General features: G+C 56.1%; 14 protein-coding genes and 1 rRNA gene. 9 read left to right on the top strand and 6 right to left on the bottom strand.

From position 1 onward, the window contains the following. Positions 1–1,500 carry a DUF3375 domain-containing protein gene (locus PMYSY11_RS00630; protein ID WP_150548044.1) on the bottom strand — a complete coding sequence of 500 codons (1,500 nt, stop codon included), beginning with the start codon at positions 1,498–1,500 and terminating at the stop codon, positions 1–3. A 643-nt stretch (positions 1,501–2,143) separates the two neighbouring features. Between PMYSY11_RS00630 and PMYSY11_RS00625 the strand changes: the two genes are divergently transcribed. From PMYSY11_RS00625 to PMYSY11_RS00590, 8 genes are all read left to right on the top strand, one after another. Beyond that, complete coding sequence (locus tag PMYSY11_RS00625; RefSeq protein WP_023103838.1) at positions 2,144–2,389, top strand: hypothetical protein; 246 nt, start codon at positions 2,144–2,146, stop codon at positions 2,387–2,389. 852 nt (positions 2,390–3,241) lie between these two features. Further along, positions 3,242–4,429 carry an alpha/beta hydrolase gene (locus tag PMYSY11_RS00620; protein WP_150548043.1) on the top strand — a complete coding sequence of 396 codons (1,188 nt, stop codon included), beginning with the start codon at positions 3,242–3,244 and terminating at the stop codon, positions 4,427–4,429. 309 nt (positions 4,430–4,738) lie between these two features. Continuing rightward, positions 4,739–5,149 carry a type IV pilin protein gene (locus PMYSY11_RS00615; protein WP_090514457.1) on the top strand — a complete coding sequence of 137 codons (411 nt, stop codon included), beginning with the start codon at positions 4,739–4,741 and terminating at the stop codon, positions 5,147–5,149. Beyond that, positions 5,143–5,625 carry a pilus assembly FimT family protein gene (locus PMYSY11_RS00610; RefSeq protein WP_069902220.1) on the top strand — a complete coding sequence of 161 codons (483 nt, stop codon included), beginning with the start codon at positions 5,143–5,145 and terminating at the stop codon, positions 5,623–5,625. Before PMYSY11_RS00615 ends, PMYSY11_RS00610 begins: the two co-directional genes overlap by 7 nt. Beyond that, positions 5,600–6,022 (top strand): type II secretion system protein, encoded by a 423-nt coding sequence (locus PMYSY11_RS00605; RefSeq protein WP_150548042.1) that lies wholly within the window; start codon positions 5,600–5,602, stop codon positions 6,020–6,022. Before PMYSY11_RS00610 ends, PMYSY11_RS00605 begins: the two co-directional genes overlap by 26 nt. Position 6,023: 1 nt before the next feature. Continuing rightward, positions 6,024–6,710 carry a PilW family protein gene (locus PMYSY11_RS00600; protein ID WP_150548041.1) on the top strand — a complete coding sequence of 229 codons (687 nt, stop codon included), beginning with the start codon at positions 6,024–6,026 and terminating at the stop codon, positions 6,708–6,710. Then, a complete protein-coding gene (locus PMYSY11_RS00595) occupies positions 6,707–8,779 on the top strand; it encodes a DUF342 domain-containing protein (RefSeq protein WP_150548040.1) in 2,073 nt (690 codons plus the stop codon). Before PMYSY11_RS00600 ends, PMYSY11_RS00595 begins: the two co-directional genes overlap by 4 nt. Before the next feature lie 86 nt (positions 8,780–8,865). Continuing rightward, positions 8,866–9,789, top strand: a complete 924-nt coding sequence (locus tag PMYSY11_RS00590; protein WP_150548039.1) for a LysR family transcriptional regulator — start codon at positions 8,866–8,868, stop codon at positions 9,787–9,789. Here PMYSY11_RS00590 and PMYSY11_RS00585 read toward each other — a convergent pair. The 4 genes from PMYSY11_RS00585 to PMYSY11_RS00570 all read right to left on the bottom strand — a co-directional run bounded on the left by PMYSY11_RS00585 (position 9,734) and on the right by PMYSY11_RS00570 (position 15,847). After that, positions 9,734–10,732, bottom strand: coding sequence for a CobW family GTP-binding protein (locus tag PMYSY11_RS00585; RefSeq protein ID WP_150548038.1), 999 nt, complete (start codon positions 10,730–10,732; stop codon positions 9,734–9,736). The genes PMYSY11_RS00590 and PMYSY11_RS00585 overlap by 56 nt on opposite strands. Beyond that, on the bottom strand, positions 10,719–12,347 hold the full coding sequence (locus PMYSY11_RS00580) for an amidohydrolase (RefSeq protein WP_150548037.1): 1,629 nt from the start codon (positions 12,345–12,347) through the stop codon (positions 10,719–10,721). Before PMYSY11_RS00580 ends, PMYSY11_RS00585 begins: the two co-directional genes overlap by 14 nt. After that, positions 12,344–13,825, bottom strand: coding sequence for a sodium/glutamate symporter (locus PMYSY11_RS00575; RefSeq protein WP_239655515.1), 1,482 nt, complete (start codon positions 13,823–13,825; stop codon positions 12,344–12,346). The genes PMYSY11_RS00580 and PMYSY11_RS00575 overlap by 4 nt, the downstream gene beginning before the upstream one ends. 411 nt (positions 13,826–14,236) lie before the next feature. Further along, positions 14,237–15,847, bottom strand: a complete 1,611-nt coding sequence (locus tag PMYSY11_RS00570; protein ID WP_239655514.1) for a L,D-transpeptidase family protein — start codon at positions 15,845–15,847, stop codon at positions 14,237–14,239. A gap of 122 nt (positions 15,848–15,969) precedes the next feature. Between PMYSY11_RS00570 and PMYSY11_RS00565 the strand changes: the two genes are divergently transcribed. Then, positions 15,970–16,692: a murein L,D-transpeptidase catalytic domain family protein gene (locus tag PMYSY11_RS00565; protein ID WP_150548036.1), complete on the top strand. Its 723-nt coding sequence runs from the start codon at positions 15,970–15,972 to the stop codon at positions 16,690–16,692. Positions 16,693–17,582: 890 nt separating this feature from the next. Here PMYSY11_RS00565 and rrf read toward each other — a convergent pair. Continuing rightward, positions 17,583–17,698: ribosomal RNA gene (gene rrf / locus PMYSY11_RS00560) — 5S ribosomal RNA — on the bottom strand. Positions 17,699–17,726: the final 28 nt, after the last annotated feature.

The raw sequence follows: 17,726 nt of genomic DNA, 5'->3' as shown, positions 1-17,726 counted from the left end.
TCACAACTCCCAATCGATGTCCTTGAGTGCCTCGTGGTCGAGTCCGACATAAGGCAGATTGAAGCGCCAGCGTTGCTCATCCTCGTCAACTAGCTCCACGAGCTGACGCTCCTCTGTCAGCACCTCGATACCTGCCTCGCGCGCCATCGCCAGCCAGAGCGCAAAGGTTTCCAGGTCGTGAACAGGTGGAAGCAAAGACGCAAGCTCCACGAGACTCACGGGGCGACCCTGCTCCACCAGCACAGCCAGGGTGTCATGAATCAGCGCTTCACGATCCAGCCCGTCGAAGGCATCCCAGAAGTCATCATCAATCTGCTCCAACCCCGCAGGCTTCAAACTCAGATCCAGCTCGCCCGTATCATCGTCATCCAGAGTCTTGAAGCGGAGACGCTCGATTGCTGGGACACCGGTAATGGCTACGCCAACTGGTGGTAAACATGCAGGCTTACGGCGTTCTGACTGGCGTTGCCAGTCGACGCTGAGCGCTAGATTGAAGAAGTCGTTGAGTAACTGTCCGACGCGATGATGCTCGGCGGCCAGCCCCGTCTTCATGAAGCCACGAACATCGCGCTCGCTTCGGGCGCGCGCTTGGAGCACAGCCTGCGACTCCCGAACCAGGCGTAACGCCAGCCAGCGCAGCTCACGTTGCTGGGGACGATTCAGCGCCTTTGGAACCGCTGGATGACGAAGGATGGTGCGCAAGCGCTCACGCATGGTTTCCAGCTCAGCGGACTGCCTCAGTTGCTGCTGGAAACTTTCGAAGACACGCCCCTCCGGAGTGTTGAGTAGAGCATCTTGCCCGTCCAACAACCGATCGACGATTTCTCCACGGTGAGACTGCTCGCTGATGATGGAGTGTCGAAGGGCGCGATCCGCCTCGCGCCAAGAGTCTTCAACTCGTCGAAAGTCTGCGCGCAGGCTGGTGGCCAGGTTATATACCTCGCGTATGCCCTCTATCGCCTGCGCTTCATCCAGCACGACGACGTGGCCAGCTTCTACCTGCGCTAGCTCGTGCTCCAAATCCTGGATTCGGCGGCGCAGGCTGGCAATACGGCCAGTTGGGCTGGGGTTCAGACCCGTTTCCAGGTTTTCGATCTCGCGCTGAACCACCGAAAGGCGAGATGCCGTGGAAGTCATGATCCGACTATCCAGCGAATCGACGAACTGGATGGCGGACTCCAACGCGTCGGTTGCATAGATACGACCCTCTCGTTCTACGACCAGACGCCGCTTGATCCATTCACGAAGTTCACGACCTGCTTGGAGATGCGTTGCATCCGGGTCGATTTCGTAAAGCTCCTGGCTGGCATAAGCAGCCAGCATTTCGGACAGCGCTTGCAGCGCATCCTCCATGGGGATCCCATCATGCGCCCGCTCGAACAGCGTGCGCAGGCAGCCCAATACGAGCGGAGCACGCCGCGAGGCAAGCAAAAGCCACGCGGGGTGCTGGCTGCGGGCGGATACATAGCGTTCTGAACGCTGTTGCGCGCTTTCTTCCATGACGGCCACATCGACAAAGGTTGTCTGAGAGCGAGCTTACCAAGCTAACCCGCTGCCTCATGATACGTATTTGTCCTGGCGGGTGGGCTCCGTTTAATGGTCCGCAGGGGCGGTGTCATTTGAATAGAGTGAGTGAAAGGCCAGGCCAGTCGAGGTTTAACGATTTATTCCGGGGGCGCATGTTGGATATTGGCGATTTGGTGGAGGGTTCTGTCGTCACGAGGGTGTATTTGGCTAGTTCGGCGAAGGTGTCCCAGTGAGCGCTTGTGGCGGCTCAGTGGTTTTTGCAGGACTGCCACCGACATTCTGCGGTAATCGAGTGCAGCCACGGTGGCTACAGAGCGAAGTCTCGATAACCTATCAGTGAGCTGCTGGTGGATTAGCTGAGTGTGGCATGGGGATAGTGAATTTCCCCGGTGGTATTGCGGGATTTTCAGCTCAACAACGGCGGTGGTAGCTGGCAGGCCTGGGGCGAGTTCAAATGTCAGAAGCTGCGGCTAGAGATGACAGGCGGCGTCGTTACAGCGCTTTGAGCCCAGGAGCTTTTTGCTATTCTGTCGGCCTGTGCCGCGGGACTTCGCTGGCAACGGCTCGCCGTTGCTTCCCCCTGCGGACACCCATTCAACCGTTTCCTGGGGTCACGATGCGGAATCATGTAGTGATTGAGGACTGGGAAGGCGACGGTGCTATTCGCCTACCCGACGACGTTCTGCAGGAGATGGGCGTCGACGTTGGGGACACGCTCTACCTCCTTGAGGAGTACGTGGGTACAACCCGCTGTCTGGTGCTCAGTAAGTCACCGCGCATTCCTGATCGCGTGGATGAGCTGGTTGGCCACTGGGAGTCGTTTGGCAAGGTCTCCGCCGAGATAAACGCCAAGGACGAGTGAGCTAGCTGCCGCACTAACCTCGACGCATCTTGCACGGCCTTGGCCCCTGCGAGGGTAGAGTCTTCCACCAGAAAAGCATCGCTAACGTTGGGGCCTGCGCACTCCTGGGTTGCTTATATGTAAAAGCAACAGCAGAGGGCAACAAAACGGGTTTGTGTGGACGCGGGGGAAGCCCAAAGCGGCAGGCCTTACTGATGGTGTTAATACCTATGACCATGCTGGGCTAAGTCGCTGCCCGTAGGCCGCCAGCCGCTTGTCGAAATTCAGGTTCGGTGAGAAGGCGGCAGGACGAGCTAGGGGCTGGCTAGGTGTCAAAATCGCTGGGGCCCATTTCGTTTTTTGTGCCCGAGATAACCACCCTTAGATACCGCTAAGAGCTATAAACTGCAGGCAGCGAGATAAGGCCAAAGCCTTGCAGGACGGTACTTAGAGGCATTTTTGAACCTTTGCCGCCAACCTAAATACCTGTACCGCATTGGCCTCCGAAGGCAGGGGTCGTGGGTTCGAATCCCGCCTGGTGCGCCATATTAAAAGGCTCGGTTGAATACCGGGCCTTTTTATTGCCTGCTCCTTATTGAGTCACGGTGCCATCTCCGGCTCAGTAGCAATAGACTATTGCTTGGTTCAACTGCGCCACCCTCCGAAGACCCTCAGTTCCCGCTCGGCTATGCTTGGTTTAGATGTCGAAATAACAATGGCAGCCGCAATTCCACACAAACAATTTAATCGTGCGCGGCGGCTCCTGCCTTTTCTTGTCCGGTGGTACCTATTTTGCGTTTATCCACATGCTGGTCTCTGCTATCCCTGAGTTGGCTTCTGGCAGGCTGCAGCAGCCCAACACCGCTTTCGTTGATGAGCACGCCGGTTATTTATCTGGACGGTGCCATAGATCCATTCGCGCATTTGCAGGACAGTGCCCGGCAGCCACCGATAGACGTTTTCTTTGCCACCAACCGCGCCCCCGAAGGAGAAGACCGTTACGGTAATGAGGTCGCAAACAGCCTCTACGTAGGCCAGGCTGTTGTGCGCCTGGGGTCGGACCAGGACTCATGGGACGAACTTTATCTGGCCTCGCGAACAGATAGGCGTGCCAGCGACATCCCGCTGCAACTCAAGGAGGTAGTAACGCAGGGGGAAATGGCGTTGGACGCGCCGCCGCCAGCGCCACTGCCTCCCGCATTGCAGGCCTACGCCGACGCGATCAATCTGGAATTGGAAAAAGCGCAGGACAAGGAAATCATCGTTTACGTGCACGGCACCAAAGTCGATTTTGCCAATGCCTGTGAGCTGATCGCAGAGGTGGATCACTTTGCCGGCAGGGATTTCGTCGGCCTTGCGTTTTCGTGGCCAAGCCATCAGAACATCGCCAGTTACTTGTTGGGCATTGATGTAGACCGGGCGAGGCAGTCGAGCACGGCCTTGGCACGGTTGATTCAGTTTTTGGGAATTCACACGGCCGCTGAACGCATCAATCTGATCGGCTACAGCGCTGGGGGCCGCGTGCTCTCAAAGGCGCTTTATGAGTTGCAGCAGGACTATCCGGGCCTGGACCACGCCCAACTGCAAACCCGTTTTCGCATCGGCGCCACTGTGTTTGCCGCTGCCGACGTGCCAGAAGAAACCTTCGAAGAGCGCCTGCCCAGCGTCAGCCTGATGGCCGAGCAGGTGCTGATCACCACCAGCGACAATGACGATGCACTGCGTTACGCCCACTGGCTGATGCCGGGTGGTGTGCGTGTGGGTACAGACAGCGCGAGCCAGCCACTCTACAACTTCACTCACAGCCACCATCTGAACAACGTCAACGTGCTGGACTTGTCCTACGACCACCAGCGCCGTGGCTTCGACATCAGCGGCCACCACTATTGGTACCGGCACGCCTGGGCGAGCAGTGACGTGATTTTGCTGATGCGCACCGATATGCCACCGGCGCGGCGCGGACTATCAGCCACCAGCCATCCCGCTGTCTGGTACATGAGCAGCGATTATCCAAGCAGCGTGCGCGATGCCACCCACCGCGAACTAGATGGCCAGTGGTGACCTCTTAATCACACATATGCGCCGTGCGTGCACAGCAACGGAGATCATCCTGCGCCTGTAGCAACGCGCACACCCAATACCCTGCAACGCAGGATCGAGTGAAACTGAGCATTCGACAGCATGACAGGGAGGCTTAACGTCCTTGTGCGACGATCCATAAAGCTCGGTCGTACGAAGTACGATCAACACCACTCGCACCTCTCACTTCACACCTAGTTGACGCCTGTATTTTGGCGTTTTCTTGAAATTTCCGCGCTTTTTGTGTAATGTGAACTGCTTCACATTTTTCTGCATGGAGGGTATTCACGCGTGAAAAGACTTACGCGGAATGGCTTCACCCTGCTTGAACTCGTTATCAGCATTGCAATCATCGGAATCTTGGCAGCTATCGCGCTTCCTGCGTATGACTCCTACATCACCAAGAGCAAGGCTAACGCCGCTCAATCCGATCTTGCCGCCCTGGCCTTGAATTTCGAAAACGCCTTTCAACGCCAATTGGCCTACCCGGTAGCTACAACAACCAGCACCGCACAAACCAAAGCGTTGTTCACAGGATGGGCGCCAGCTCAGAGTGATTTCACTTACACAAGCGAGTCGACAACCACGACCTATACGCTGACCGCCACAGGTAAGTCAGGCAATCTCAGTAGTTGTGTGATGTCACTCGACAATCAAAATGTTCGCACGGTCAGCGGCTGCCCCGGAGTGACATCATGGTAAAAGTACGCGGCTTTACCTTGGTAGAGCTGATGGTGACGGTTACTGTCATGTCGGTCATTCTGCTCGCCGCTGTGCCACTCACAATGGGTTGGAGCAGCAGCGCACGCCAGCTTGAAACCGCCAACCTACTCAAACAGGGCGTGTCACGGGCTAAGGCAACGGCCCTCAGAAATCCGGGTGGTGTCGGCCTTGAAAGCCCCGCCGCCGCACTGTGCCTGAGCAACGACACGCTCTCGCTGGTCCGCCAGGACAAGGCCGGCACATTCAGTTGCTCACCCAGCAACAGCTCGTACTCAATCTGGTCGGCGAAAGTCCCTGAAGGTGTTGCCGTGCAGGTTGGCGGGGCGGATTTCCAATGCCTGGCCATGGATAACCGCGGCCTTGCGGTCAATCAGTCTGGCTGCGCTACGGCGGCAGCCAATTCCATCACGGTCTCTACGGGAGGTCAGGATGCTATCGAGGTCCCGATCATTTAAGGCAGCTCGCCATATCCCACAATCACGCCAACGCGGTGATGTTTTACTTGAAGCCCTGATTGGCGCCTTGCTGATGGGCATCGTGGGATTAGGCTTGGTCTATTCCGCCAGCAAAGTCGAAGTCAGCCACAGCCAAGCGAATGCCGGCAATTTGGCAATCAGCCAAATGCGCAGCCTGCTTCAGCGTTACGGGCCTTCCCTGTGCGACGTTGAAGCCAGTAAGGCAGTTGTCCTGCTACCGCCAAATGAGACCAATGTGGCGCTGGACGTACAGTGCTCAAACACCACGGTCACCGTACAAGGTGTCGCCATCGCCAATCCGCCCAAAGCGGTAGTTTTGGCCACTCCACCGAGCGCCAACAACTACTTCGGTGGTGTGTTGAAGGTAGGCGAATAACATGCGTCGCTCAGCTGGTTTTACCCTGATAAGCATGATGGTCGGGCTGCTGATCTCATCCATCGCCATTTTAGGGATGATGTCGCTGTATAAAACTCTGGTCCACAACGCGGCGGACTCCATTGTGCGCTCCACGCTGGATGGCCAGGTTTCGTCGGCATTGCTGACAGCCGAGATGGAGCTGCAAGGTGCTGGCTTTGCGATTCCAGGCGCAACTGCCAATAACGACTTGGTGATTCTGACCAATGCTTCTCTTACTGCTGACGGCAATCTGAACGGCAACAAACTGACCATCACCAGCGCCAGCCCAGGCTCCGAGGGCAACGCCATTATCTGGGGCGCTGACATCTCCGGCGCGGGTTACCGATGCTCTGGTCTACTCGCCCAAAATGGCGGCCTGACCTTGCTCCAACCGACTCCATGCAGCGCTGCCAGCGCCTATTCAGGCGCCGCATGGAATGGCGTTCAGCTGATCGCTGAAAACACGCTCAATGACGAGCAAGCCGTTGCCATGAGTGCCGCGCTTGCCACCTGTTGGCCGTATGGAAAAAGCACCAGCGCCAGTGCGGTTCTGGTTTCTCTGAGCGCCGGAACCAGCACCTTTGCTGACTCCGCCGAAACCAAGCACGCACGCCAGATTGCCGATATTTGCTTACCCGGAATTTCACAGTCTCAGGTTGTTAAATGAACAGTTTTTCGCGTGATCACTCAAGCCTGAAACGTCAGCGCGGCGTGGCGACTATTTTGCTGATGCTGCTGACCGGGCTGGCGCTGACCGTGGTTGTGGCCAGCGTGATGTACAGCGTTCGCGGTGCACAGGACAAAACTCTCGCCGTGCATGCCTCGACGCAAGCTCAGCAGCGCGCGTGGGGCGGTGTTGAATATATTCGCAGTTATCTGGCAGGGCTGGATGGCGAAACACTGGCAACACTCGGCGGCGAGCTGGCCATTACTGGCGTCGACAATCTGCAGGCCGAGATTGCCGGCCCGGTAATCGAAAACGCCGGTGCATACCAGATCCCCGTTTCTATTACCGGTATCGCTGCCAGCGGCAGCGCGGCGCAAACCACATCGACATTAGTGGTCACCTTCGAAGTAGAACCTGGCAGCTCAGGCTCTCAAGCGCTGCTGGGTGACATCAATATCTACAGCGACCTGAATGTCAGCGGCAACATCACCGTCAAAGGTGGCGAAAACGTTGTCATGAATGTCGACGGCGAGGTGAACCTGAGCGGTTCGGTCAGCGGCGTACAGACTATTCAGGCCACCGGCGATATCAATATAAGCTCCGGCATCAGCGTTGAGCGTATCCATTCAAATGGCAATGTCACCTTGTCAGGCTCAGCCAATGTCGACGTGATTACCGCCATGGGCGATGTCACGCTGAGCGGCGGAACCAAGGCGGGAACCATTCGCGCCAATGGTGATGTTCTACTTTCCGGTGGCAGCAGTTCAGCGACGTCCATAGAGAGCCAAGGCAATGTCACACTCTCTGGCGGCAGCGCCCGCGCCGACACGGTATTGGCCGAAGGCTATGTGAGCTGGACCAGCTCGGCGAGTGCCAGTGAGATCAAGAGCAATGCCTGGGTGCAATACAACGGCGGCCCAAATGCGGCGATCTACGCGCTGAGCGATGTCACGATGACCGGCGCAGGCGCTGGCAGCGTCACCTCACAAGGTAATGTCTCAATCACCTACGGCACGCTCTCACGGGTGGATGCCAGCGGCAGCCTGACGTCGACTGGCGGCAATGTCAGCGCAGGCACCATCGGCGGTAGCAAAAGCTGCCCAAGCTGGAATAACTGCCCAGGTGTGAAAGTCGTCAGCGGCCATACCGCTGAAATATCACCAATCACAGTAACTGCGGTGACCGAGTACAGCTCTGAGCAGCCGACTGTGGATGCATACGCACTTAAATCACAGGCCAATCTGATTTTTGAAATCAACCAGGACGGCCTTCGCACAGTCACGGTAAAAAACTATAACGGTATCGCGCCCGGTACCTACTTTCTCGGCGATTATAAAAACGGCGGTTACAAGGATTACCTGTGCACTGAAGTCACCGCGGGCAAAAACAACACCGCAACCTGCACTGCGCCGGCAACGCCCTACAAGACTATCTGCAAGGGATACTCAACCTACAACGGCTGCATTTCCTACAGTTCAAAGGACAGCAAATGGACCTTGGCCGGCGTCGGCTTCGCGCCCGGTGTGCTGTGGTTTGAAGGCAGCCTGGCTGTAACCAACGGCACCTATTTCAATACCATGGTCGCTACCGGGAACATCAATACTTCAGGCTCCACCACGCTGTATGCCGTGAACTATGCCGGACAAAGCCCCATCTGCAACAACCAGTTCGAAGGCACGACTATTAGCAGTCTGTTTGCTGATTACTCTCCGCAAGCATTCTGCAGCAACGGGGTATTTACCAGTCAGCCGATTGGTAATGTGGCGCTCATGGCAGGCAGCTACAGCGGCAGTGATTACGTCGGCGGAGATATCAATCTGGGCGCATCCAACGATGTCTACGGCAGCGTTGTTGCCGGCAACCTGTTAACCACCGGGGGCAGCACCAAAGTGCATGGCAGCGTCACAGTCGCCGCCTTGCGCACACCCGGCAGTACAGTGTGGTCCGGCAGCACCCTTCTGGACTTCACCAACCTGCCCGAAGGTTACGACCCCGATCAGATGCCGTGCACAGATGACTGCGAAGCGAGCGAGAGCACGGTTAAATATCTCTGGGGGCGTTATGACTGACGCCTGATAGGCAAGCTCAACTAGAGCACACGGCGTTACCTGTATAAGATCAGTCGAATCAGCCTGATGCCTTCAAGGTATTACTCATGCGCATTGATCTACGCCACTTAAGGGCCTTTGAGGCCGTTGCCGAAGAGCTGCATTTTCGTCGCGCAGCTGAACGACTGAATCTTGCGCAACCTGCACTGAGCAGAACCATCCAGCAGCTTGAAGATACAGTGGGCGAGGTGTTGTTGTTGCGCAGCAATCGCCGGGTTGAGCTTACTGAAGCCGGACGAGTTTTCCTGGCGGGCAGCAGGACAATCTTCGAACAACTCGCGAACACGGTGGAGCAGGCACGCAAGGCCGGCGCCGGGCAAATCGGGCAACTGCGTATCGGTTATACCGACTTTGCCGTATCGGGAAAGCTCCCCTCAATCCTCGACGGCTTTCATCGCCGTCATCCCGAGATCAAGGCCGAGCTGATCTTCGGCTCAACTCAACACCAGCTCGAACACTTGAAAGAAGGCGCGATTGAGTTTGCCTTCATCACTGGCCCCTTGTCTGAGCCAAACATTGATAGTTTGGAGGTACAAAGCGATCGCTTTGTGGCCGCACTCTCTGAGCGTCATCCACTTGCCGGCCGATCGCAAATCGCCCTTTCCGAGCTGGCTAAAGAGCCTTTTATTTTAGGCGGCATGAGCCATTGGTCATTCTATCGGCGCCACCTCGATGCACTTTGCATCAAGGCTGGATTCTTGCCACAAGTCGCCCAGGAAGCATTCAACAGCGAGGGTATATTTGGCTTTGTGGCAGCCAATATTGGCGTCACCATCCACCTCGAAACCGCCAGTAACTACAACCGCAAAGGCGTCGTACTGATTCCGCTGCAGGATGTGGATACCCGAATAAGTACCCTCGCGGCGTGGATTAATACCGACATCACGCCGGTTCAGGAAAAATTCATTGAGTATCTCAGACAGTATTCTGCAGCCGCGCAGCTGGACGTGCCCCCCCCTGTTGGGAGCTAGCCAGATGAGACTGCTGCTCGCCAGAGATCAGGACTCCATCGAGTTGTGCCAAAGCCGAGGCCAGCGCCTCGAAACGCGTGCCCTTGATACCAATACAAACTAACTGATTCGCTGCGGGCGCACGCCGCGCAGGTAGCCAACAAGCAACGCCGCCGCTGAGCTGGAATACCTGCAACACAGGTCGGTCAGTCCTCTTCAGAATGCCCTTGGCACGCATTACGACATCAGCGTACTCAGACAGTAATTGCTCGAGCCGATCGCCATCAATTGCGTTGCTGTAACTGAGGCTCACAGAGTCCCATAGCCCCGCGGTCTGCTGAGTGTTTGCCACCGAAAAAAGTGGTCTGGCAGGCGCTGACGGTATCTCTCGGTCGTTGATATGCGATTCAGTGCCGTTAAACGTGGCGTGCGGATTAAGGCGTTTGAGCACACTGAAAACCTGCTCATATTCAGCCGACTGCGCTGGCGGCATACGATTAACCAGCAGCTGATCGGCCCCAACAACCTGCGCCTGCCACACATCCGCAGTGTAACGATTACTGGCATGGCGAGTGACCTGGCTGGCATCAACCAGACAGACCACTGAGGCCAAGCGCAGATGACAAGACACCCGGGCGATATCGGCAATACGTGCCGGCTCCGCAACTCCACTGGCCTCCACGTAGATAGCCGCGGGGCGCGGCTGAAAACGCACGGCCTGTGCCAGTTGCTCGGCAAGCGTTCCGCCCAGCGTGCAACAGATGCAGCCATTGCCTAACTGCAAAATGCGCTCATCACGATACTCGATCAACTCGGCATCAATGTTAATACTGCCGAAATCGTTCACCACAATAAGGCTGTCGCGGGGTAAACCCTCGCGGATCAGGTTATTCAGATACGTGGTTTTACCGGCCCCGAGGAAGCCGGTTATCACTGTAAAGGGAACAGGCTCAGGTGTCTGCATTAACCTTGCCTCCAAGCACTGTGGCGAGTACCCGAACGTTACGCAACTGCGCTGGGTCTATCGCCAGCGGATCTTGTTCAAGCACCACCATGTCGGCGAATTTACCAACCTCCAAACTGCCAACCTTATGATCGAGTCGTAAGGTATAGGCAGCGCCCAGCGTTATCATTTCAAGCGCCTCGGCAACGCTGACCCGCTCCTGCTCGCCGAGCACCGCGCCTGAAGCACTTTCGCGCATGACTGCGCACCACGCGGTGAATAACGGCCCTAGCGGGGTAACGGGGGCATCACTGTGTACGGCAGTAGGAATACCCAGGCGACGGGCTGAGGCTAGAGGTTCAAGCCTGCGGCTGCGCTCAAAGCCAAGCGTGCGTTGGCGGTGAATATCTCCCCAGTAATACAAGTGGTTGGCAAACATGTTCAGGCACAAACCGAGTTTGGCTGTGCGTCGCAACTGCGCGTGATCAATCACCTGACAGTGCTGCAGAGTGTGCCGGTGATCGGCACGCGGCCACATATCCACAGCCGCCTCGAGCGCATCCAGCATCAACTCAACGGCTTCATCGCCATTGGTATGAATATGTAGCTGCATGCCCGCCTGATGATAAACCTGCACCATTTTCTGCAGCGCTTCCGGGGGCGCGTTCCATATGCCATTGGGGTGACCATCGTGATAGTAGGGCCACTTCATGCGCGCGGTGTAACCCTGAATGGAGCCATCGGTCATCATTTTCACCAAGCCGAAATGTAGCTTGTCGTGATTCAACTCGATGCAGTTGCTGAGCCTTTCAACACCCTGTTCCGGAGTCCACGCCAGTGCACTCATCGCCGGCACCAAGCGCACCGGAAAATCATCAGCAGAGGTCACTTCCTGCAACGCCGCGATACCTTCATCGGTCAGCGGGTTATACAGATCCGTGATTGTTGTGACCCCGGCATTTCGTGCGACCTTGCCATAACGATGCAAGGTGCTGGGTGCAGACACGGCTTCGAACAAGTTGACGCCCAGGGTTTCAAACACGGCGTGCATTGCTGCCATTTCTTGCAGCTCGCCATTGGGTACACCCGCAGCGTCGAGCATGATGCCTTCGACACCCGCATGCTGATGCAGGCTGGACAACTCAAGCATCTGTGTATTCACCGACATCACATGCAAACTGGCATGCATGACCACTACCGGACGATCACTCACCGCCGCATCAAGCACCCGTCGATCGAGCCGCTCACCTTCGAAGTACACCGGGTCAAAACCCCACGCAATAAGAGGCTCGCCAGCAGGCAACTCAGCAGCGCCCTCACGTAACCGTTGCTGCATGGCTGCAATGCTATTGGCACCCGACCACTTCACGCCCTCAGGATCGACCCGGTCAAAATAGCCAAGATACAGATAACTCCAGATGGCCCCCTCAAGCGCATGGCTATGACCCTCAACAAAGCCCGGCAAAATTATGTTTTCGGCGAAGCGTTGATCCAGGGTGTACTCACCTAACTCACTCATTGACTCCAGCGGGCCAACGCTCAGAACCCGACCATCGCGCACTGCAATATGCGTGGCTTCAGGCTGGGACGGATTCATCGTCAAAATGCGTTTGGCAGCAAAGACCGTGATACTCATGACAGGGACTCCTTAACCCGTAGTGATGGTGTGATAGCTGCAGCCGAGCGGCGCATCATTAGCAGAGGAATGCCCGCAAGGAAGACCAGCGCCGTACCGCCGAAGACCAGCATGTACATCGAGCCACCTAAAGAGGGCACCAAAGGCGCAAAGAAAAACAGGATGTGGAAATTGGTAAAGACGATGGCCAGATTGAAAAACGCCAGTTCCTTGGGCACAGAAGTGCTGAAGTCAGCATCCATCATGCGTAGCAGCAGCAAACCGGTCCCGGTTGAACCACAGCAGCAGCCAAATGCGGTAAGTGCACGCTCTCGACCGAGAGCACCACTGAGCCGGCCCAGCAGCAAGCAACCAATAAGAGTGGCAATGGTCACCACCACCGTGACAAGCATGATTGGCGTCAACAGCTCATAAAGCACGGCGAACTGAATGCTCATCAGCGTTCCGACTACCATGAAGTCGACCGAGGAGCCGGTGATCCGCTTGAGCGTTTCATCATCCACCCGATGCGATAAACCCAGACGGTCGATAACCATGCGCATCAATACGCAGACCCCGAGGCCGTGCACAAAGAACATATTGAAGCTAAACAGCACCGAAAGATTGATGCCGCCGAACGCTATTCCCTCGACCTGAGTCTGGATAAAGCTCAGCCAAACGTAGGTGATCAGGTACGCAATCCCCAGCAGACCGATGTGGTAACCAAGCGAGTCGAGATTGGCAGGGTGCGAAACCATTGTCCCGCATGTCGGGGCCGGCTCGTCTTTATAGAAGCCCGACTTGAAATCTTCACCGATGTTTGAAGCCTTGTTGGCATTGAGGCCGCTGCGAATGAATTTTTTCGCCACCGGCACGCCGATCAGGAATGCCACCAAGAAGCCAAGAGATGCGTAGATCATGCCCACCTGGGCAGCATTCTCAATGCCATACTGCTGCTCCCAGATGCCGCCGTACGTCAGCGCCTGACCTGGCCCTTGGGTAAAGCCATGCGTAACAATCGCCCCTAGCCACGCGCTGACATCAGAGCCGGTCACAGCATCGTAGCCAACAATGACCAAGTAGCCGATCACGCCCTGCAGGCCAAGACTGATGGTCCAGATGAATGTAAGCCATAGCCCGCCACGCACCACACTGCCACCAGATAGCGAGGCATTCTTGCTCTTACCCGTGAGGCAAAGCGACATGAAACTGAGCGTGAAAAAGTGAAAGGTCAGCGCCTGAAAGTCATCGGCCGTAAAGCCTGGGATCAAGCCCAGCGATAACAAGATGAAACCAAGCAAACCACCAATGATGCTCGCTGGAGCAAGAGAGCTGCGGAACAAAGCAATACGATTGCGCAAGATACTGCCTAGCAGCAGCATGCTGGCGAGCAAGGCAAACGCCATTACTCCATGGAATGTACTTTCCATTTTTAGTCCTCTACATATGCTTATTTTTTGAATGGCAGATAGACGTTTTTTGCAAATTGTTGAACGCAAGTCTTGGAGCAATTGTTGTTATACAGACCACGTGTTTGAGCGAGCGCAATGGTGACCTTTAAGGCCTCCACGCACATCACTGCACACAGGACAATGCAACGTTAGAACGTTGAATATGATCTGTATAATATCAATTTGGCAATTAATGATGCCTTACAGGCATCGTAGGATATTGCTTGATCTGGGCAAAAATCACAGACAAAACACCTCTTGTCGCCGCCGGTCAACGGCAACGCAGATCTGGATGTTCGCGGGTATCGGGAGTGAAACTACAGCGCCGGCTTGCTCAGACTCCCAGCCAAAACTGCCAGCACAGTATTTTGTAGGGGCGGCTGCAAGCGCAGCAGAGTTTGCAAAGACTCAACCAGGTAATTTGTGTTCCCGATTGATGCTTTGCGTCCAGCCGGGAGATTATCGGCCCGCTAAATTCGGCTTCTGGCTCGTTAGCTGAGCGCGCACCAAAGCGGGGTCGTTGCCGTACATATCCGGCAAGTAGCGCAACACACCATCATCGCCGACTTCTGCTGTCCAATAGGCGATTACCAGCGGCAACGACTCAGGCAAGCGATACTGGCTGGTTCGGCCCTTGGCAATTCGCGCCTGAACAGTATCGTAGTGATCGCTATCGAGGATCTTGCTGAGCAAGGTCTGGATGGCCTCGACGCGTACGCATCCGGAACTGAACACCCGTGGAGATTTATTGAAGAGGCTCTGGCTGGGGGTGTCGTGTAGATACACAGCAAATGGATTGTCGAAACGCAGCACCACACGCCCTAATGGATTGTTGACCCCGGCTTCCTGGCGCAACATCACCCCGCCCGGCGAAGACCAGTCAATGCTGTAGGGATCAAGCCGATTACCCTGCCGATCGTAAACGTTCATCTGATGGCGGGCGAGGTAGCCGATGTCATTACGAATCGCTGGCAGCTTGTCCTCTCGCCAGATCGTCGGAGGCACCGTCCATGTGGGGTTGAGTGTCAGGCGGTTGATGCGCGAAACCAGCAGCGGTGTCTTGCGCGATTCGCGTCCAACCTGAGTACGGCTGCGCCACACTTCGCTGCCATCCTGCATGATCATCACTTCAGCACCGGCCACATTGATGGCGACGACCGCATGCTCGAGGTCATATGCCAGCCAACGCAGACGCTCCAGGTTGATGCGTAACTGGTCGCGCCGGGTCAGTGCCGAGACGTTCAGCTCATTGATACTCGCCGGGCCCAGTACACCATCATCCTGCAAGCCGTGGCGGCTCTGAAAAATCTGCAGCGCCGAAACAGTACCGGGATCAAACTGGTTTGCCGTCTCGGCAAGTTCGCCGGTGGTGTAACCCTCTGCATTCAACCGCTCGCGCAACGCCGGCACGCGCGGGTCAAAAGCTCCAGGACGCAGTAGCGGCCCGCCGGGAATAGGCTGCCATTGCGCCAATGGTTGAGTGCGCTGCGCCGCATAGGCAACTCGCAAGCGCTGATATTGTTCAAGCTGAGGCCGTGCGGCGCTGAACGCGTGTTCCGGCTGCTCGGTGTTAGCCAAAGCTATCGGCAGTATTGTGACCTCTGCCGCGGGCCTCATGTTGACCTCTGGCGCGCGCCATAGCGGCTCGAGTTGCCGGCTGTATAAGCGCCCGTAGCGTAAATCCTGCAAAGCACGAAGATAGGCATGACTGGTGAGTAAGTCCGCGCAGTCACGCAGGTTGACGCTCGCGTTCAGCGGAACGCTCGGCAACGGATAATCGGTAGGTTGCAGGCCGTCATCGGCAAGCTGGTTCATCTGCTGCTGTAATGCCTGCGTACTGGCCTCATTCGACCACGCGGGCTGCCCCTGGCGGCGCTCATAGAACATTGTGAGCAGATTTATTGCAGATTCGTCTAAGCTCTTAGGCAAAGGGGCGCAGCTAGAAGCTAGCGTCTGGATCATGGGCCGCAAATCAGCGCCGTCTATCGGCGGAAGCGTCACAGCATGACTGACCAATGGCAAGGGCATCAGCGCCACAATCAGGTAAAGTGTGCGTTTTTTGATCAACATGCGCTCCATCCTTAGCCGTACGAATCAATCTCGGCAGAGACCGAGTTAATAAGTATAAGCGAGTCATCAGAAGATGAAGGACAGGATGTCCGGGAGTAAATGCGTTTAGAGGTAAATGGTCTATGGCTGTATGGCTGAGTCGGCTCTGTTTGGCAGGGCTGCTGGTATTTTGCGGGCCGCTGTTAGCGGCAAATACTAATAAGAACCAGGCAACACTGGTTAATTCACTGGTCAAAGCTGCCCCCGGTATAAACCGTGAAGCAGTCAGACACGCCATTGCAGCCATGCAATGCGCAGTGAATAACGGTGCAGACCCGGCGCGGCGTCTGGCCGTAATCGATTTTTCCAAACCCTCGGCGGCGAAACGCCTGTGGATTTTCGATCTCAACAAAAACAGATTGCTGCTCAATGACTACGTGGCTCACGGCCGTTTGTCGGGTGAAGGCACGGCAAGCACCTTCTCCAATCGGGTGGGCAGCTATCAGAGCAGCCTCGGCCTGTTCCGCACAGCTGAGAGCTATAAAGGCAAACACGGGCTTTCGCTACGCATGGACGGCCTCGAACCCGGCCTTAATGACTCTGCGCGTGAGCGAGCCATCGTGATCCATGGTGCCAGCTATGTAGACCCAGCTTTGGTACGCAGCCAGGGCCGGATTGGCCGTAGCCTCGGTTGCCCGGCTGTACGCCCTGAGGTGGCGCGCATGGTCGTTGATCAACTCCAAGGCGGGCAGTTTCTCTTTGCCTGGCACCCGAGTGAGCGTTGGGCCAAAAACTCCGCCTATTTCAATTGCAAGCCACGCCAAGTGGCGAATATCCTCGCCCGTCAATTAGCTGCTCGCAGCTGATACCTCTATGCGTACATGGCCGTGTTGATTACGTTTCAAACCGGCCATGTCGCCCTGATTATTCGCCGCCGCTGATAGCTCTGCTACGCACCTGTGGATAACATCCGCTATCCCTTCTCGCGTCAGTACTTACTGCATTTCGAAGCCGCACTCCTGAGCAGCTGATACGCGATTTCACATAGACATTACTGTCTAGAGTCCGCCGGCTTCTTAAGAAAGCTGCAAGCTGCAGCCAGCGCTACACCTTCCACGAACCTCCGAGCAGCCCATCCGATATATTGAGCTATTTCGCCTGGTTTATCCGCCAGTCGCGGCGTCCTGTCAGTAGCCTATCCAGAGCACGCTTCTCGTATATCAGCTGTGGTGAGCGGATAGTGACGCCATGAATATCGACCAGTGCCTGACGTAAAGCATCGCTCATGTGCCGGGCTACTGCATGCGGTTTCTTGAAGGATTGAGATGGAGAACTCAAGCTCATCTAGGTGTTAAATGCTGAACACTGTGTGATGGCCCAGAGGCTTACACGCGATGTAAATGAAGGGGGCACCAACTGCTGAGCTCTTGGGACTGCCGAGTAGTTATCCACAAGGCACTAAATACGAGTATCGCCGATTTCGCTGTACCAGCGCCGAGGGCGCTTCTATGTCGGCCAGACAGAGCAACCTAGGAGTTCGAGGTTTATCTACAGGTCGTGCTTGCTACGCAATAAATCAACATCAAGCCCATTCTGGACTGCGCTGTTTAGCACCGCGCAACGGGGCTAAACAACCTGCGATAGTAGTGGCGCCGCGAAGCTGCCTGTTGCCCGCCGCTTCCGAACACCCGGGCATTTTCCAGCGCACAAAGTAAAACCCCAGACCGTTTACACGATCTGGGGTTTTGGTATAGGCGCTTGACGATGACCTACTCTCACATGGGGAAACCCCACACTACCATCGGCGATGAATCGTTTCACTTCTGAGTTCGGGATGGGATCAGGTGGTTCCAATTCTCTATGGTCGTCAAGCAATTTGTTGAAGCCTCGTCAGGGACGC

Origin of the sequence: Pseudomonas marincola, assembly GCF_900682675.2 — a bacterium.
GTDB classification, from domain to species: domain Bacteria; phylum Pseudomonadota; class Gammaproteobacteria; order Pseudomonadales; family Pseudomonadaceae; genus Aquipseudomonas; species Aquipseudomonas marincola.
The sequence above is the reverse complement of the archived record's forward strand: the minus strand, read 5'-3'. Positions and strand labels throughout refer to the sequence as shown.

Excerpts from the sequence above, each read along its gene's own strand:
- PMYSY11_RS00630 (WP_150548044.1), bottom strand. The coding sequence starts at position 1,500 with ATGGAAGAAAGCGCGCAACAGCGTTCAGAACGCTATGTATCCGCCCGC.
- PMYSY11_RS00625 (WP_023103838.1), top strand. The coding sequence starts at position 2,144 with ATGCGGAATCATGTAGTGATTGAGGACTGGGAAGGCGACGGTGCTATT.
- PMYSY11_RS00620 (WP_150548043.1), top strand. The coding sequence starts at position 3,242 with ATGAGCACGCCGGTTATTTATCTGGACGGTGCCATAGATCCATTCGCG.
- PMYSY11_RS00610 (WP_069902220.1), top strand. The coding sequence starts at position 5,143 with ATGGTAAAAGTACGCGGCTTTACCTTGGTAGAGCTGATGGTGACGGTT.
- PMYSY11_RS00605 (WP_150548042.1), top strand. The coding sequence starts at position 5,600 with ATGCTATCGAGGTCCCGATCATTTAAGGCAGCTCGCCATATCCCACAA.
- PMYSY11_RS00600 (WP_150548041.1), top strand. The coding sequence starts at position 6,024 with ATGCGTCGCTCAGCTGGTTTTACCCTGATAAGCATGATGGTCGGGCTG.
- PMYSY11_RS00595 (WP_150548040.1), top strand. The coding sequence starts at position 6,707 with ATGAACAGTTTTTCGCGTGATCACTCAAGCCTGAAACGTCAGCGCGGC.
- PMYSY11_RS00590 (WP_150548039.1), top strand. The coding sequence starts at position 8,866 with ATGCGCATTGATCTACGCCACTTAAGGGCCTTTGAGGCCGTTGCCGAA.
- PMYSY11_RS00585 (WP_150548038.1), bottom strand. The coding sequence starts at position 10,732 with ATGCAGACACCTGAGCCTGTTCCCTTTACAGTGATAACCGGCTTCCTC.
- PMYSY11_RS00580 (WP_150548037.1), bottom strand. The coding sequence starts at position 12,347 with ATGAGTATCACGGTCTTTGCTGCCAAACGCATTTTGACGATGAATCCG.
- PMYSY11_RS00570 (WP_239655514.1), bottom strand. The coding sequence starts at position 15,847 with ATGTTGATCAAAAAACGCACACTTTACCTGATTGTGGCGCTGATGCCC.
- PMYSY11_RS00565 (WP_150548036.1), top strand. The coding sequence starts at position 15,970 with ATGGCTGTATGGCTGAGTCGGCTCTGTTTGGCAGGGCTGCTGGTATTT.